16 protein-coding genes are annotated in these 15,629 nt (G+C 64.0%); 8 read left to right on the top strand and 8 right to left on the bottom strand.

Annotated features, from left to right (window positions below; all coding sequences use genetic code 11):
* Positions 1–16 precede the first annotated feature (16 nt).
* The 5 genes from L0G76_RS08670 to L0G76_RS08650 all read left to right on the top strand — a co-directional run bounded on the left by L0G76_RS08670 (position 17) and on the right by L0G76_RS08650 (position 4,664).
* Positions 17–1,264 (top strand): N-acetylglucosamine-6-phosphate deacetylase, encoded by a 1,248-nt coding sequence (locus L0G76_RS08670; RefSeq protein ID WP_304356896.1) that lies wholly within the window; start codon positions 17–19, stop codon positions 1,262–1,264.
* Between the two features lie 5 nt (positions 1,265–1,269).
* Positions 1,270–1,830, top strand: coding sequence for a ferredoxin reductase domain-containing protein (locus L0G76_RS08665; RefSeq protein WP_304356895.1), 561 nt, complete (start codon positions 1,270–1,272; stop codon positions 1,828–1,830).
* Positions 1,831–1,960: 130 nt separating this feature from the next.
* Complete coding sequence (locus tag L0G76_RS08660; protein ID WP_304356894.1) at positions 1,961–2,608, top strand: hypothetical protein; 648 nt, start codon at positions 1,961–1,963, stop codon at positions 2,606–2,608.
* Between the two features lie 150 nt (positions 2,609–2,758).
* Positions 2,759–3,355 carry a copper chaperone PCu(A)C gene (locus L0G76_RS08655; protein WP_304356893.1) on the top strand — a complete coding sequence of 199 codons (597 nt, stop codon included), beginning with the start codon at positions 2,759–2,761 and terminating at the stop codon, positions 3,353–3,355.
* Positions 3,345–4,664 carry a Dyp-type peroxidase gene (locus L0G76_RS08650; RefSeq protein WP_304356892.1) on the top strand — a complete coding sequence of 440 codons (1,320 nt, stop codon included), beginning with the start codon at positions 3,345–3,347 and terminating at the stop codon, positions 4,662–4,664. The genes L0G76_RS08655 and L0G76_RS08650 overlap by 11 nt, the downstream gene beginning before the upstream one ends.
* 1 nt (position 4,665) lies before the next feature.
* Here the strand turns inward: L0G76_RS08650 and L0G76_RS08645 are convergent, their stop codons facing one another.
* From L0G76_RS08645 to L0G76_RS08625, 5 genes are all read right to left on the bottom strand, one after another.
* Positions 4,666–5,238, bottom strand: a complete 573-nt coding sequence (locus L0G76_RS08645; RefSeq protein WP_304356891.1) for a methylated-DNA--[protein]-cysteine S-methyltransferase — start codon at positions 5,236–5,238, stop codon at positions 4,666–4,668.
* A gap of 177 nt (positions 5,239–5,415) precedes the next feature.
* Positions 5,416–6,327: a glycine betaine ABC transporter substrate-binding protein gene (locus tag L0G76_RS08640; protein ID WP_304356890.1), complete on the bottom strand. Its 912-nt coding sequence runs from the start codon at positions 6,325–6,327 to the stop codon at positions 5,416–5,418.
* A gap of 57 nt (positions 6,328–6,384) precedes the next feature.
* Complete coding sequence (locus L0G76_RS08635; RefSeq protein WP_304356889.1) at positions 6,385–7,302, bottom strand: ABC transporter permease; 918 nt, start codon at positions 7,300–7,302, stop codon at positions 6,385–6,387.
* Positions 7,302–8,612: a quaternary amine ABC transporter ATP-binding protein gene (locus L0G76_RS08630; RefSeq protein WP_304356888.1), complete on the bottom strand. Its 1,311-nt coding sequence runs from the start codon at positions 8,610–8,612 to the stop codon at positions 7,302–7,304. The genes L0G76_RS08635 and L0G76_RS08630 overlap by 1 nt, the downstream gene beginning before the upstream one ends.
* Before the next feature lie 372 nt (positions 8,613–8,984).
* Positions 8,985–9,785 carry an alpha/beta fold hydrolase gene (locus tag L0G76_RS08625; protein WP_304356887.1) on the bottom strand — a complete coding sequence of 267 codons (801 nt, stop codon included), beginning with the start codon at positions 9,783–9,785 and terminating at the stop codon, positions 8,985–8,987.
* Between the two features lie 50 nt (positions 9,786–9,835).
* Here L0G76_RS08625 and L0G76_RS08620 point away from each other — a divergent pair, with 50 nt between their 5' ends.
* The gene (locus tag L0G76_RS08620; RefSeq protein ID WP_304356886.1) at positions 9,836–10,780 is read left to right on the top strand and encodes a type I 3-dehydroquinate dehydratase; all 945 of its coding nucleotides are present in this window, start codon (positions 9,836–9,838) and stop codon (positions 10,778–10,780) included.
* Between the two features lie 25 nt (positions 10,781–10,805).
* On the opposite strand, the gene L0G76_RS08615 is transcribed toward L0G76_RS08620, so the two are convergent.
* Positions 10,806–11,105 carry a DUF4235 domain-containing protein gene (locus tag L0G76_RS08615; protein ID WP_304356885.1) on the bottom strand — a complete coding sequence of 100 codons (300 nt, stop codon included), beginning with the start codon at positions 11,103–11,105 and terminating at the stop codon, positions 10,806–10,808.
* A 155-nt stretch (positions 11,106–11,260) separates the two neighbouring features.
* Between L0G76_RS08615 and L0G76_RS08610 the strand changes: the two genes are divergently transcribed.
* Positions 11,261–11,557, top strand: a complete 297-nt coding sequence (locus tag L0G76_RS08610) for a hypothetical protein (protein ID WP_304356884.1) — start codon at positions 11,261–11,263, stop codon at positions 11,555–11,557.
* Here L0G76_RS08610 and L0G76_RS08605 read toward each other — a convergent pair.
* Together L0G76_RS08605 and L0G76_RS08600 are read right to left on the bottom strand one after the other, a co-directional pair.
* The gene (locus L0G76_RS08605) at positions 11,544–12,431 is read right to left on the bottom strand and encodes an aminotransferase class IV (protein ID WP_304356883.1); all 888 of its coding nucleotides are present in this window, start codon (positions 12,429–12,431) and stop codon (positions 11,544–11,546) included. The two genes, L0G76_RS08610 and L0G76_RS08605, sit on opposite strands and share 14 nt — an antisense overlap.
* Positions 12,432–12,499: 68 nt before the next feature.
* Positions 12,500–13,603 carry a VIT1/CCC1 transporter family protein gene (locus tag L0G76_RS08600; protein WP_304356882.1) on the bottom strand — a complete coding sequence of 368 codons (1,104 nt, stop codon included), beginning with the start codon at positions 13,601–13,603 and terminating at the stop codon, positions 12,500–12,502.
* A 411-nt stretch (positions 13,604–14,014) separates the two neighbouring features.
* Between L0G76_RS08600 and L0G76_RS08595 the strand changes: the two genes are divergently transcribed.
* Positions 14,015–15,629: M28 family peptidase (locus L0G76_RS08595; protein WP_304356881.1), on the top strand; the 1,615-nt coding region annotated here is incomplete at its 3' end.

The following is a 15,629-nucleotide window of genomic DNA, read 5'->3' as shown; positions in this document are numbered from 1 at the left end:
TGAAGACGGAGCCGCCATGATGACCACTGAGCACACTCGCCCGCCTGCGGACACGAAGGCTGCGGGCACGACGGCTGCGGACACGGCGCCCGCGGACACGATCATCCATCACGCTGTCATCCTTGACGGCGACCCGCGCAGCTTCACCGCGGAGCTCGCCGATGACTGGCTCGCCGAGGCGGGGGGAACTGTCATCGCACGCGGTCGCGGTGCGGGCTGGCAGGGTCTGGCCGCCTCGGCGAGGACACAGGTCATTGACGCCGAGGGCGCGTACCTGTCCCCCGCCTATGTCGACATCCATTGCCACGGGGCCGGCGGCTCCAGCGCCGAGGACGGGGAAGCCGGACTCGCCGAGGTGCTCGACGTCCACCACCGGCACGGAACCCGGGCGCTCGCCCTGTCCTTCGTCTCGGACACCATCGAAGGTCTCTGCGACTCCCTGTCCGCCGGAGCCGGACTCGTCCGAGACAATCCGAATGTGCTCGGTCTGCATGCCGAAGGACCCTTTCTGTCTCCGGATTTCAAGGGCGCGCACGCACCCGAGGTGCTCACCGCACCCACACCCGAGGCCGTCGAATCGATCCTCGCCGCCGCCGACGGGGCGCTGGCCCAGATCACGATCGCCCCTGAACTGCCGGGTGCATTCGAGGCGATCTCACGGTTCGCCTCGGCGGGGGTGAGCGTGGCCATCGGGCACACCGCGGCCGGGTACGAGGAAGCGGCGCGCGCCTTCGACGCGGGGGCGAGCATCCTCACCCACACGTTCAATGCGATGCCGGGAATCCACCACCGAGCACCCGGTCCGATCCTCGCCGCCGTCGAGGCGGGACACGTCACGCTCGAACTCATCAACGACGGTGTGCATGTGGTGCCCGCTCCAGCACGGATGCTGGCGAACCTGGCACCCGGGAGGGTCGCGCTGATCACCGATGCCATGGCCGCGACGGGCATGGCCGACGGGCGTTACATGCTCGGGACCCTGCCGGTGCAGGTGGAGGATTCCGTGGCACGACTGCTGAACGAGGACGGTTCGACCGGTTCCATCGCCGGCTCGACCCTGACCATGGATCATGCGGTGATGGCAGCGGTGGCCGAGGTGGGCATGAGCCCGCTTGAGGCGGTTCAGGCTGCGAGTCTGGTGCCGTTGCGGGCACTGGGACTCATCGCCGCTGACGAGCACAGTCTGCTGCGAGTCGGACAGCCTGCGGAGTATCTGCTGCTGAACGCGGACATGAGCATCCGGGCTGAGAACATGGCACGATAGGAGACATGGATGCCCTGCTTCTCATCGACACCGACGACGCCAGCTACACCTCCGACGAGAACGCCGAGATCTTAGTCGACATCGTCGGCCGCACTCGCGCGGTCGGCGGTGTGCTCATCTTCGCCTCGACGACGGATGGCCTCGACGACATCGACGATGAGGAACTGTCCATTTTCGTGCCCGACGAGGAGGATCTCGTGTTGCGCTCCGAGAGCCCCGACGTCTTCGAAGGCATCAGCGATCTGGCCCCGGGCCTCCACGACATGGCCATTGATCGCATCGTCATCGCCGGTGGGGACATCACCGGCGGAGACGCCGACGGCGAGGACACTCAGGGCGGTGCGGACGACTCTGACCTCGCCGGTGCACCAGGTACCGCTGGTGCCGGTGACGTGCCGGGATCCGTGCGGGCCTCGGCGATGGCAGCACTGGTCTGCAACTTCGACGTCATCGTCCTCTCCGACGCAGTGATCGACCCCGACGGTCAGCCGGTGACCTGGCTGGGTGCGGCCGAAGAGGCCGGAGCCATGGTGAAGAAGACCGCTGATACCTGGCTGAGGATGTAGTTCGTTCGGCAATGAGTGAGTGGCGTTGTGGCGTCCGCGCCATCATGGTTCTACACTGAGTAGAAGATTTGAGTTCCTTGAGGCTCGACCATGATGCCATGCGTGCGGGCAGCCCATTGAGAGGAGGGCCATGACCGGATCGAACAAGTCGGTACGTGCTCTCTTCGCCGCGCTCATGACGACCTTGCTGGCTGTGCTCATGCACGTCGGCGCCGGCGGCACGGCGTCTCTCCTCGGCATCTCGATCGTCTTCGTCATCGTCCTGTGGGCCGCAATGATCCTCGCCGGCAGGCGCCTCGGGTATCTGGCTCTGGGATCGCTGCTCGGTCTGGGCCAGATCCTCATGCACCTGTCGATGGGCTGGTTCACCGCAGCACCTGCCTCCACCGTTGCCTCGGCGACCGGAATGGCCATGGGCCACCAGCACATGAATCACGGGACCGGCACCTTGGACCTGGGCCAGACCACGACGATGTCCCATCCGATGTCGCACATGGCCGGTGACGGCTCGAGTGCGAGTCTGGCCATGGTGGCCGCCCACGCCGCCGCGGTCATCGTCACCGCAGTGATCCTCAAACGCGGCGAAGACATCATTCTCACCATTCTGCAGCTGGCGCTGGGGCCGATAGCCACCGCACTCCGGTCGCTCGCCGAGGCGGTCGGGGTCCTGGCAGAATTCCCTGCCCGGCTCGTCCAGGGCGAGTTCCACCTGCCTCAGGCCATCACCTCCGCCGTCGTCGGCCCCAACTACCGACGCGGACCGCCCGCACTCGTCTGAACGCAGAACTTCACCAGCGGCGGATACACCGCCGACCCTTGGCGGATTCACCGCCGCGCCCATACATCATCGGTGACAGCCGAACACCGTCGTCGACGAACCGTCGACGATCGTGTCCGCCTGCACCGACACACTGAAAGTGCAGACAAAATGCGAAAGAACACCACCCTGATGGTCACCCTGTCCGTAGCCGCCATGATCGGGCTCAGTGCCTGCGGCCAGAGCCAGGCGAGCGAACCCGAAGAGACGGCCAGCAGGTCCCAGGTCAGCGTCGACTCCCTGAGCCTCGACAATGCCTGGGTCAAAGCCGCCGACGAGGGCATGACCGCGGTCTTCGGCGAACTGAAGAACAGCAGCGACAAGGACATCACCATCGTCGGGGCCGAATACGATGACGCCGATGAGGTCCAACTCCATGAAACGCTGGAAGACAGCTCCGGAGGCATGTCGATGCAGGAGAAGAAGGGCGGCTTCACGGTCCCGGCGGGCGAGTCGCTGAGCCTCAAACCCGGCGGGGAACACATCATGGTCATGGGGCTGAAGAGGCCTATCAAACCCGGCGAGGAGATCTCGCTGGAACTTGTCACCGGCGACGATCAGACCGTCTCGGTGACTGCCATCGCCAAGGACTACTCCGGGGCACAGGAGAACTATGCCCCGGGTGAGGCCGATGATGACGGCGCCGGGGCCGACCACAAGGACATGGACCACGACGAGATGGATCATGGGGACAGCGGTGACCACTGAGCCCGAGCCCAGAGACACCTCTTCCCGCAAGCATGGCTTCAGCCGCCGACACCTGATCGCGTCGGCGGCCGCGGCCGGCGGAACAGGAGTCGTCGGCGCCGTCGCGGGCTTCGGAGCGGGCCGAGGCGGTGGAGCAGGTCGCGCCGAGGCCACACCCTCACGAGATCTCAACGGAGCCAACGGGCCGGTGACAGAACCGTTCTACGCCCCTCATCAGGCCGGGGTCGAAACCCCACCCCAGGCGCATGCGCACTTCCTGGCGCTGAGGCTGAAACCGGGCATCAAGGCCGCAGATGTGACGCGCTGGCTGAGGCTGCTCACCGCCGATGCCGCCGCCCTGACTCAGGGCAGCGGGCCGCTGGCCGACTCCGAACCCGAACTCGCCCACGAGCCGGCGCGCCTGACCGTCACATTCGGATTCGGGTCCGGGCTCGTTGAGCTGGCGGGTGAGCAATCAGTGCCGACATGGTTGGCCCCGCTGGAGAAGTTCCCGATCGATGGCCTTGATCCCGGCCGGTGCACCGGGGATCTGCTCCTGCAGATCTGCGGCGACGATCCGCTGACCTTGGCGCATGCCCGGCGAATGCTGTTCAAAGATTCCCGAAACTTCGCCGAGGTGGCCTGGCAGAGAGACGGGTTTCGCCGTTCCTATGGCAGTCAGGGGGAGGGACAGACCCAGCGGAACCTCTTCGGACAGTTGGACGGGACGGCCAATCCCGGGCCCGGGTCCGAGGACTTCGCGCGCATCATCTGGGGACAGGGCGCCCGACAAGCAGATCCGGTCTTCTCCGCGCGCGGACAACCGCCGGACGACCTCGGCGCGCATCTGCCAGAGTGGATGCGCGGGGGAACGACCTTGGTGCTGCGTGACATTGCAATGAACCTCGACACCTGGGACAAGGCCGATCGGCCGGCCCGCGAATTCGCGACCGGGCGAACGCTCGACACGGGCGCACCGCTGTCGGGTGAGGACGAGTTCGACGTCCCCGACTTCGACGCGGTCGACAAGCGCGGGCTGACGAAGATCTCGGCGGCCTCGCACGTGGCCCGGGCCCGGGACGGTTTCGGTCCCGAGACACAGATCCACCGACGCACGTTCAACTACGGAACCGGAGCAGGGGAGGAGGCCGGACTGATGTTCGCCTCGTTCCAGGCCGATATCGACCGGCAGTTCCTGCCGATCCAACGCCGCCTCGCCGAGGTGGATCTGCTCAATGAGTGGACCACGCCGATCGGGTCGACGGTGTGGGCGATCCCGCCGGGAATCAAGGAAGGGGAATACATCGGGCAGAGCCTCTTCGAGGGGTGACTCAGAACAGTGCTGGGGGAAGGGCGTCCTCGAACTCGAGCAGCCAGCGCTTCGTCTCCAATGCCGTGCCTCGGCGCCCGCCGGAATACCCGCCCAGACTGTCGCTGGCAACGACACGATGGCAGGCGATGACCAACGGCAGAGGGTTCATTCCCATGATGCCGCCGATTCCTCGTGCGTGGATGCCGGTTCCGCTGCGCCGGGCGAGTTCGCCGTAGGTGATGGTGGTGCCCGGCGAGACCGTCTCGTTGAGAGTGGTGAGGACCGTTCGCGCGGTCGCGGAGACTGGACCTAAGTCCAGAGGCAGATCGAAGGTGGTGAGGGTGCCGTCGAAGTAGGCTCGAAGCTGCTGCAGCGCTTCAGCAATAAGAAGGTCAGAGGCGCCCGTGCTTTGATGGATGCCCGTATCGGACTGATCCGTACTGTCGTCGGTGGCCTCGTCGGGTTCTGGCCACTCGACACGGATGATGGACTGCCCGTTGCTGGTCACTGCGATGGGGCCGACTGGTGTGTCCATTGCGGCCCGGGAGAAGTCATGCTCGGCAAGTTCGTCGTGGAAATCATGCGAACTCATGATCGTGTGTCTCCTCTCTCAGGGCAAAGCTATCGCATCTGTGCAGCGGCCGTAGTGTGCTGTTTGCGTCCACGGCACACTGATTGCTCGGCACGATGTAGAAGGCCCTCCATCCCGCAAGATGGAGGGCCTTCTGCACGGGCTCAGGAATTCAGAATTGAGTTCCCAAAGCTCGGACTACTTCTCTTCGCCGGTGAGCTCACCCTCGTAGGCGTCCGGGTTCTGCTTCAGCCACTCGGTGATGGCCTTTTCGCCCTCGTCCTCGTATTCGTTGACGACGAGGTCTTCGAGGTCACCGTACTGCTTGTCATCGAGTTTGATCTTGCTGATGTAGTCAGCGGCGTCGCCGAATTCATCGCTGAATCCCTTAGTTGCTGTGAAGTGCAGCTTCTCAGCTTCACCCATGGCACCCTCGGGATCCTCGAGGTCCTTGACCGGGTAGGCGTTGTTGGCCCAGAACGGACGCCACAGCGTGACGACGATGTCCTCTTCGGCATCGGTGGCGTTGCCGAGTTCGGTGAGCATCGCTGCCGTTGACGAGGTGACGAGTTTGTACTCATCGTCCAAGCCGTACTCGGGGATCATCTTCTCAGTGGCAGCGGTCAGACCGGCGCCGGGCTCGATGCCGATGATCTCTCCGCCGAAGTCCTTGCCCTTGCCTTTGAGGTCCTCGATCGAGTTGATGTCGTCCATGTACTTCGGCACCGCAATGGTGAGCACCGCGTTGTCGTAGTACGCGCCGACATCCTCGAGCTTGTCGCCGTACTCGTCCATGTACTGTTTGTGCGTGACCTCAGGCCACGACGAGGGGTACATGTCGACGTCGCCGTTGGCGACACCGGCGTAGAGAACGGCGGCCTCGCTGAACGTCTCTGTTTCGACGTTGTAGCCCATCTTTCCGAGCTGGTCTTCGAGCAGCAGGGATATGCTCTGACCGTCGGTCCAGCCGGTGACATAGCCGAGCTTGATATCGCCCTTGTCTCCGCCGCTGCCGCCGTCATCCTCTGCGGCTTGCTGAGAACAGCCGGTCAGGGCCAGTCCCAGCGCTGCCACTCCTGCGACGAATGTGGTGAGGAATCTTCTCTTCATTGTGTGCTCCTTTTCTCGAGTACTCGACTTCTGCTTGTCTGTGGTTGCTCTGAGCGCTTAGGCATTCGCATCGGCCTTCGCGGTCGCGGCCGCAGACTTGGCCTTGGCGTTGCGCTTGCGGATCGTGGCGACGAGCGATTTCGGGTAGTCCTTCGCATTGCCCAGGGCGGCTGTCACACGATCGAGATAGACCGCGATGACAACGACACCGAGACCGGCCTCGACGCCGAGGGGCAGGTTCTGGGTGGCGACCGCTTCGACGACATTCTTGCCGAGTCCGTCGGCACCGACGATGCCGGCGATGACGGCCATGGCCAGAGCCAGCATGATGACCTGGTTGATGCCGGCCATGATCGTCGGCGTGGCCAGGGGCAGTTGGACGCCTCGCAGGATCTGCCCTGGAGTAGCTCCGAAGGACTGACCTGCTTCAACAGTCTCCGAGTCGACGCCGCGGATGCCGAGCTCGGTGAACCTCACTCCTGGAGGCAGCGCGAAGATGACGGTCGATACGAGGCCGGGAACGACGCCGATGCTGAAGAACGTGACAGCGGGGATGAGGTAGACGAAGGCCGGCATGGTCTGCATGAAGTCGAGGACGGGGCGGATGATCGCCGAGGCCGTGTCGTTCCTCGCAGCCAGGATTCCTGTCGGAATCGCAATGATGATCGCGATGACGGCCGCGATGATGATCAGCGCAAGAGTCTGCATCGACGGCACCCACTGGCCCATGGTCATGATGAAGAACATACCGACCAACGTGCCCACCGCCATTTGCCAGGAGCGAAAGACCCAGCCGAGCAGGGCCAAAATGACCATGATGACCAGCGGATGAAGGTCGACGAGCACTTCGGTGAGCGTATCGATGAGGAAATTGAAGAGGAAGGTGATGAAGTCGAAGAACCAGGAGGCGTTCTCCTTCAGCCAGTCGAAGACGGTATCGACCCAGGCTCCTACCGGGATTCGGATGTTCTCCATCAGAGGCTGCCCTTCCTGCTTGCTGCTTCGGCTTCTGAAGCATCACCAGTCTCTGCGAGCAGCTGGTCGATGACTCCCGTGTCCACCGGAGGCCCCCACTCCACGGTCGAGTCTCCCTCTGCCTGTTCGTCGTTGCCGTTCTGATTGCCCAGCGCGGCCAGCAGTGTCGCTCGGGGCACGACGCCGACGAGCTGTTCTTCGTCGTCGGTCACAGGAACCGGTAGGGGTGTCTCCGAAGACGGCAGGAAGAGATCGATGAGAAGGTCGTCGGGCGAGGCGGGGCTCACCACCGGCTTGATGATCTCATCCAGGGTGCTCGCGCCGGTGCGGAGATGATCGATGCAGTCACGGTCGTTGACGACGCCGAGGTATTTGCGGTGACGGTCGGTGACGTGGACTGCCGAAGCGTTGCTCTCACGCATGTTCCGCAACGCGACTCGGGGCCCGTTCTGGTTCGTGACAACCTGTCGTGACTTCTCCATCACGTTGCTCGCTGTGAGAACGCGGGCACGATCGACATCGTGGACGAACTGGGCCACGTAGTCATTGGCAGGATCGGTGAGGATCTCCTCGGGAGTCCCGACTTGGACGATGCGCCCGTTGCGCATGACCGCAATCCGATCGCCGAGGAACATAGCCTCATTGAGGTCGTGGGTGATGAAGATGATGGTCTTCTTGAGTTCGCCCTGGAGTTCGACGAGCTGTTCCTGCATCTCGCGGCGGATGAGCGGATCCAGTGCGGAAAACGCCTCGTCCATGAGCAGGATATCGGTTTCGGCGGCGAAGGCACGTGCGAGTCCCACCCGCTGTTGCATGCCGCCGGAGAGCTGTTCGGGGAATTTGTCTCCCCAACCGTCAAGTCCGACAGCCTTGAGCCAACGGTCTGCGACGATATCCCGCTCAGCCTTTGCTGTCCCACGGACCTCGAGGGCATAGGCGGCGTTATCGCGCACCGTCCGGTGCGGGAGCAATGCGAAATGCTGGAATACCATCGAAGCATGCTCGCTGCGCACCTTGCGTAGAGCTGCCGCATCGATCTTGGAGATATCGGTGCCCAAGATTTCGACGGATCCCGTGGTGGTTGACCACAGCCCGTTAAGCGTACGGATCAGAGTCGACTTGCCTGAACCGGAAAGGCCCATGACGACGAAGATCTCACCCGCTTCGACCTCGAAGCTGGCATCGATGACTGCCGCTGTTCCGAGTTTGGTGAGTTCGTCGCGATCTGCACCTTCTTCGAGGCGTTTGACGACTTCCTTCTGGCGTTTGCCGAAGACCTTGTAAACGTTTGATGCTTTGACAACGCTCACGTGCTTCCTCCTTACATTCTTGACCCTCCGCAAGAACGAGAGGCTTCACCCCCGATTCTGCGATCCGGCGGTGGCTGTCGATCCGAACAGGGTCGATCGCACACTCGCCTCACCGCACACGGATATCTCACTTCTCATTGTAGATTTGTTCAGCGATTACGCCATGAGTCATGTCGAGACATCGCGGGGTTTCTGGCTAGATTGGCCTTCTGACCTGGAATGATGCAGAACTATGTGTTACTTGATTGTTACAAACTATGGTTGAGGCAGATGGGTATGACCTTATCTGTTTTGTTACATTATGTGGGTTCTTGATGCTGATCGCTCCGGCCCGCTTGTCGAGGACATGCGGCGGAGTCCAGGAGGCGGTACTCAGGAAACGTCGTGCAGGAAGCCGATGATCTCGGGGGTGACCGCCTCGGCGAACTCTTCGAAGAAGCCATGCCGACCGCCAGGGCAGATGATGATCCGGGAGTCCGGGATGCGCTCATGCAGCAGGCCGGCGTTCTCGACGGGATTCATGAGGTCATCGTCGCCGTGGACGATGAGCGTCGGTGCCGCGACCTCCGGTAGTCGTTCCCAGGCATCGTGGCCGGCGCTGATGCGCAGGTGAGCCGCAGACTCCTGGGTGGTCATCGTGTCATCGCCGAGCAGTTTGCTGTACCTCGGGGCCACAGTCCAGTTCGGGGTGTAGAACAGCGAGAACAGGTACTGGGTGTGTTCGCGACCGCGGAGGCGGGCCAAGGACTGGCCCACTTCACGCGGGCGTCTGACGGACTTCGGTCCGCCCGGCGTGGTGCACCCCAGGACCAGGGCAGCGACGCGGTCGGGGAAATCCAACGCCAGCATCTGAGCGATGCGACCGCCCATCGACGTTCCGTAGACTCCAGCGCGAGTGATGCCCAAGTGGTCGAGTACCTCGGCGGCATCGGCGGCGAAGCTCGCAGTCGAGAGCTCGGTCAGTTCGCCCCGACTGCCGCCGGTGCCGCGGTAGTCGAAGGTGATTGTGCGAAACTGCGGTTCGAAGTCCGAGCGCAGTTCGGCCCACCATTCGTGGGAGTTGGCCTGTCCTTGGAGGAGAAGCAGAGCCGGCGCCTCCGGAGGGCCGCTGACCTGGATCGCGAGCGGAAATCCGTCTCGGGTGGTGATGGTGAGCTGGTCCCTGGTCTCCACGTGCTGTTCCTCTTCGCTGGTACGCCGGCCCCAGCACTTAGGCTGGGGTCATGAAGCAATTGCCGTTCCTCAATGATGCCGCAGACTTCCCGGGCGCCGACGATTCGTCCGTCTCGGCTGCGATCCGGGCGGCGACTCCTGCGGTGGTCGATCCGCGGCGCCCGGCCATCATCGTTCCCGTCCAGGTGACCTCGCCCGAGGAGATCGCACGGCAGTGCAGCGCCATCGCCGAGACCGGAGTCGTCGACGTCATCGAATGGCGCATCGATCCCGTGATCGCGAGTATCGCGGATGAGGAGAGCGGGGGTTCCGACGCTGCTGAATCCGCCGAGGCGGTTCTGGGCCTGGCCGTGCACGTCACCGGGGCGGGGCTTCCGGTTCTCATCACGCTGCGGACGGGGTTCGAAGGTGGAGCCGCGGACGTGAGCGAAAGGGACTACACGGCGATCCTCACGGCGATCATCACCGGACTGTCCGGGCCGCCGGCACCGGCCACCACGGTAACGCCGACCGCCACGGCAAGATCGGCCACCACGGCAACGGCCACCACGGCAACGCCGGCCACCACGGCAACAACGTGGGCGCTCGATGTCGAGATCGAGCGCAGCCAGGCCGCCGACCTCATCGACACGGCGCACAACCATGGCATGTCGGTGGTGGCTTCACACCACAACTTCGCCGGGACGGACTCGACAGAGTCGATGGTGGCCACGTTCGCCACAATGTTCGACAGTGGTGCAGATGTGGCGAAGATTGCCATGATGCCGCAGACTCATGCCGATGTTGCGGACCTGCTGCGGGCCACCGCGCAGGCGGATGAGACCGCGGGGATTCCCGTGCTCGGAATCTCCATGGGTCGGTTGGGCAGAACCAGCCGGGTCATGGGCGGCGATTTCGGCAGCTGCGCGTCGTTCGCGCAGCTGGCTCAGTCGTCGGCACCCGGCCAGATCGCTGTTGCGGACCTGGCCGGGATCTTCGACCGACTCTACGGTTGAGCGGACCGACTCTGCGGTTGAGCGTTCAGTCGGCGTCTTCTTCGAGCGGCTTGCGGAACTTCTTGGGCAGAGCCTCGTCTCCGAATCCGTTGCGAACGGTGGTGGCGGCAATCCGCTGAGCGACGAGCCGCGCCACGGCGACGCCGACACCCGAGACGATGGTCCAGGCCAGAGCCTCGGACATCGAGATGTCGTCATCGACGGGGTTGTTCGGTGCGGGGCGTTTGGTCGACTTCTCCCATACGAAGGTCAACGCCTTGCGAGCCACGAAGGTTGCCGCAATGGGCGCTCCGACGCCGATGACCTGCCAAGCGAGCTTTCCCATGCTCGTGTCCTTTCGTTAGACGTTGTGCCTGCGACGATGTTGCGCCGCGCAGATGTCGCTGGGTAGCGAATCCGTACGGGACCACACTAGCGCAGGAGACGCCCTCGTACGCAGGTGGCAGAAGTTCATACTTTCGAGGGATGCGTGGTGCCCGAATGACCGATAGATTGAGGCATCAGCGCACGAGGGGAGCAGGAATGCTCAGCAAATGGAAAGTCACGGTCGTCACCGGGCTGTTCGTCCTCAGCGCGCTGAGCTTCTTCCTGGGTCTCTTCCCCCTGCTCGCCGACATCTTCTGGATCCTGTGGTTCATCGGGTGCGGGGCGTGCATACTCGCGCTGGTTCTCACGGTGATCGTGCCGACATATCGTCCCGCCGCGGACCGCCGTGGGGCGAAAGCCTCGGCGCCAGGTTCTGAGGCCGGATACACCGATGGCGTCAGCCGGCCGTGATCAGCGTCTGAAGCCGCGCTGTCAGATCCTCATCCCGCTTGATCGGGTTCCCGTCCAGCTGGTTCAGCGTCACGGCCGTGCGCATTGAGGACACGTACCACGCGCCGTCGGCATCGATGACCTCGCTCAGGCCGAAGTCCGCATATTCGGCACTGAGCCCGAGCTCTCTGGCATGGTCGAAGATCAGGCGCTGGGTCGTGCCCGAGAGCAGGCCCGCCTCCGGGGCGGGCGTGAGGAGGCGATCGCCTCGGCGAATGATGAGGTTGGATGTCGGGCCTTCGAGGACGATGCCGTCATGGGAGACGAACAGGGCCTCATCGGCGCCCTGCTCCGCCGCGTACCGGCCGGCGGCCTGGTTGACCGCATAGGACAGTGTCTTGGCTCCGATGAGCAGCCAGGGCGCCTTGCTTCCGAGGTAGGCGTCGTATCCACGATCGAGGCTGACGGCGCTGATGCCCTCACCTCGTGCTCGCGTGATCTTCTCGTCGACGGGGACGTTGAAGGCCCACCCCCGCGGGCTCTGGCTTCCGTCCGGGTTCTGGGTTCCGCGTGACAGCGCGTAGCGGACGCCGAACTCGGTGATGGACGGGTCGGCGGCGCGCACCTCGGCGATCACGGCCTCCAGGGCTCGGTCCCACAGTTCCGGGTCCGGATCGGGCAGGCCCAGCGCCGAGGCGGATGAGCGGAACCGTGCGAAGTGGCGATCCCGATTCACCACGGTCACGTCCGAGTCGCCGAGGCCGACGAGAACGGTTTCGAAGATGCCGTCCCCGCGATGGGCCGACAGATCCGTGACGGGCAGCTGCGGTGCGCCGAGGTCAGACACCTCGACGGTGGACGCGGCAGGGTCGATGAGGACAAGAGTTTCTGTCATACAGACAGTCTAGGTTCTCTTCAGGGCGGCAGCAGGGCCGCAGGGTGCCGATCGGGCGGCAGCGTCGATCAGCCGGTGCTGACGCCGAAGAGGAGGCCGAGCAGGTAGGTCACGGCCGCCGCACCGAATCCGATCGCAAGCTGGCGCAGCGCACGTGGCCCCGGGGCGGTGCCGGAGAGCAGGCCGACGGTGCCGCCGGTGAAGAGGAGCGCGATGCCGACGAGTCCGGCCGAGAGGACCACGGCGGGCAGACCCGACATGCCGACGATGTAGGGGAGGATCGGGATGAGCGCGCCCGAGGAGAAGAAGCCGAAGCTCGACAGCGCAGCGCCCAGACCGGTTCCCAACTCGTCGCGGTCGACGCCCGAATCAAGGGCGGGCAGCTGCGGTGCCTTCTGATTCTTGGCCGCGGCGATCGTCTTGTGCGCCCGAGCGTCGGCCTCGGGCGAGTCCATGCCCCTGGCCCGGAAGACGAGCGCGAGCTCATTGGCGTCGATGTTGAGATCGGCCAGCGCATGGCGTGATTCGGGATCGGGAGTCGAGGCATCGAGGAGCTCGCGCTGTGACCGCACGGAGATGTACTCTCCGGCGCCCATCGACAGGGCTCCGGCGAGCAGGCCGGAGATGCCGGTGAGCAGGATGACATGGTTGCCCACGCCCGCGGCTCCGACCCCGAGGACGAGCGCGAGATTCGACACGAGTCCGTCGTTTGCGCCGAAGACCGCGGCGCGGAAATTGCCGGACAGGCGGGCGCGGGAGCGGGCAGCGAGAGCGCGGACGACCTCGGCGTGGATCCGTTCGTCGGCGGCCATCTCCGCCGATGCCGCCTCGTCGTCGTCATAGGGAGAGCTGGTCTCCGACTGCTGAGCCAGAGCGAGGACGAAGACCGATCCGAACAGCCGGCCCAGGAACGCGAGGCTCAGGGTGATCAGATCGGGGGCGCGCTTCTTCTCGGCATGCTCGCCGAGGAGGTCGATCCAATGCTCCTGATGTCGGGATTCGGCGGTGGCCAGAGCGAGGAGGATCTCGCGATCCTCGCCGGAGCGCCGCTCGGCCAGATCGCGGTAGACGCGCTCCTCGAGCCGCTCGTTGGCAAGGTATCTCTGCCATCGTCTGATCGTCCTGCGATCGGGCTCATGCGGCTCGTCGGGGACCGTTGATTCGTTGTTCATCACTGGTCGGATTCTACTGTGAGTAGGCGATTGAATTCAACACTTGCGCAATCGACAAAGTATCGGTTGTTATTGTTTCGTTACCTCAAACCCCCGGGTGATGAACTAGATTAAAGCTCAATGTGAGTTGTGTCACCGTTTTGTTATAGATGTACGTATTTCGTTACCAATGGCGAAGACATTGCGAAACGCGAGAATCAAGCTTCCCCTTGAGCTCGACAGCCTGGCACCGCTGCTGCTGTGAATTCTGGCGGCGTCGGTGCCTCCGGTTCGCGCTCAACTGTTCGTGTGCTGCGATGACCTGTGGGTGAGGTTCGGTCGATGGCCGAGCGCGGTCAGAGATGCCCGCTCGCAGGCGTGTGCGCAGAACAGTCATGGTTCGTCTGGCACCTGAGGAGTGAAAGGAACTCTATGAAGTTACGCACCAAAACATGGTTGGCGGTCACCGCTGCCACCGGCCTGGCTCTGGGCGGATTCAGTCCGGCACTGGCGACCGGAAACGCGGGCCCGACCGAGCACACCGATATGGGCGTCACGGGCGACGCCGTGATGGAACATCTGCAGGAGATCTCCGATATCTCGACCTCTCATTCGGATGAGGGCTTCCGGGCATTGGGGACTCCCGGCTACGAAGAGGCCGTTGAATACGTCGAACAGACGCTTGAGGCCACCGGCGCCTTCGACGTCGAACGACAGGCCTTCGAGGTCGAGGACCAGACGTTCGGCGAGGTCGCTGTCAGCGTTGACGGCGAGGAGCTCGAGGTCACCCCGGCCAGCTACACCGAGGGCACCGAAGAGCCGCTGGCGGACCTGCCGGTGGCGCTGCCGGTCGATGACGACTACAGCGACCTGGCCGGCGGTCAGCTCGGCTGTGCGGCCAGCGACTTCGATGACAGTGCCGAGGGCGCACTCGTCCTCGTCGCACGCGGGTCCTGTTCCTTCGGAGAGAAGACCCAGGCGGCCACCGATGCCGGAGCCGCAGCGGTCATCCTCTACAACAACGACACCTCCGCACCCGATGAGACCCTCAACGCCACCCTCGGCGAACGCGTCGAGAACGGTGCGCCCACCGTCGGCACCAGCTACAACATCGGCAACGATCTGCTGACCAAGATCGAAGGTGCCGCCGAGGGCGAGCCGCTGCTGGCAGACTTCACCCTCGAGACCGAATACACCACCTCGACGACCTGGAACGTCATCGCCGAGACCAAGGCCGGCGACCACGACAACGTCCAGATGTTCGGCGCTCACCTCGACGGTGTCCCCGAAGGACCGGGCGTCAACGACAACGGTTCCGGCTCAGCCGCGCTGCTGGCCAGCGCCGAGGCCCTGGCCGAACAGCCGACCGAGAACGACAACGCCATCCGCTTCGGCTGGTGGGGCGCAGAAGAGGTCGGGCTCGTCGGTTCGACCCATTACGTGGAGAGCCTCAGCGAATCAGAGGTCTCGAAGGTCAAGTCATACATGAACTTCGACATGATCGGATCCGACAACTACATCGTCGGCACCCTCGACTCGGACGGTTCCGACGTGCCGATTCCGGACGGCGTCAACGTGCCCGAGGGTTCGACGGAGCTCGAGAAGGTCTTCACCGACTACTTCGACACCCAGGATCAGAAGAACATCGGCACCGAATTCTCCGGCCGCTCCGATTACCAGGCGTTCATGCTCGCCGGCATCCCCGCCAGCGGACTGTTCTCCGGCGCTGATGGAACGAAGACCGAGCAGGAGGCCGAATGGTTCGGTGGAACCGTCGGAGAGAAGCACGACACCAACTATCACCAGCCCACCGACACGATCGAGAACGTGAGCAAGGAGTCCATCGACATCTTCGCTCCGGCCATCGGCTATGCGGTGCACACCCTCGGCTACGACCTCAGCGAGGCACCCGCACCGACCGATCCTCCGACCACGCCACCGACGGATCCTCCGACGGAAACACCGACCGACGATCCCACAGGGGCACCGACGGACGATCCCACAGGGGCACCGACGGACGATCCCACAGAGGCCCCGGACGAGCGGA

This window comes from Brevibacterium picturae (assembly GCF_030453725.1).
In the GTDB taxonomy this organism is placed as follows: domain Bacteria; phylum Actinomycetota; class Actinomycetes; order Actinomycetales; family Brevibacteriaceae; genus Brevibacterium; species Brevibacterium sandarakinum_A.
The sequence above is the reverse complement of the archived record's forward strand: the minus strand, read 5'-3'. Positions and strand labels throughout refer to the sequence as shown.

What these genes read in the sequence shown, in the direction of transcription:
- L0G76_RS08655 (WP_304356893.1), top strand. Translation starts at nt 2,759, where the DNA reads ATGCGAAAGAACACCACCCTGATGGTCACCCTGTCCGTAGCCGCCATG.
- L0G76_RS08665 (WP_304356895.1), top strand. Translation starts at nt 1,270, where the DNA reads ATGGATGCCCTGCTTCTCATCGACACCGACGACGCCAGCTACACCTCC.
- L0G76_RS08645 (WP_304356891.1), bottom strand. Translation starts at nt 5,238, where the DNA reads ATGAGTTCGCATGATTTCCACGACGAACTTGCCGAGCATGACTTCTCC.
- L0G76_RS08660 (WP_304356894.1), top strand. Translation starts at nt 1,961, where the DNA reads ATGACCGGATCGAACAAGTCGGTACGTGCTCTCTTCGCCGCGCTCATG.
- L0G76_RS08640 (WP_304356890.1), bottom strand. Translation starts at nt 6,327, where the DNA reads ATGAAGAGAAGATTCCTCACCACATTCGTCGCAGGAGTGGCAGCGCTG.
- L0G76_RS08615 (WP_304356885.1), bottom strand. Translation starts at nt 11,105, where the DNA reads ATGGGAAAGCTCGCTTGGCAGGTCATCGGCGTCGGAGCGCCCATTGCG.
- L0G76_RS08610 (WP_304356884.1), top strand. Translation starts at nt 11,261, where the DNA reads ATGACCGATAGATTGAGGCATCAGCGCACGAGGGGAGCAGGAATGCTC.
- L0G76_RS08635 (WP_304356889.1), bottom strand. Translation starts at nt 7,302, where the DNA reads ATGGAGAACATCCGAATCCCGGTAGGAGCCTGGGTCGATACCGTCTTC.
- L0G76_RS08620 (WP_304356886.1), top strand. Translation starts at nt 9,836, where the DNA reads ATGAAGCAATTGCCGTTCCTCAATGATGCCGCAGACTTCCCGGGCGCC.
- L0G76_RS08670 (WP_304356896.1), top strand. Translation starts at nt 17, where the DNA reads ATGATGACCACTGAGCACACTCGCCCGCCTGCGGACACGAAGGCTGCG.
- L0G76_RS08605 (WP_304356883.1), bottom strand. Translation starts at nt 12,431, where the DNA reads ATGACAGAAACTCTTGTCCTCATCGACCCTGCCGCGTCCACCGTCGAG.
- L0G76_RS08600 (WP_304356882.1), bottom strand. Translation starts at nt 13,603, where the DNA reads ATGAACAACGAATCAACGGTCCCCGACGAGCCGCATGAGCCCGATCGC.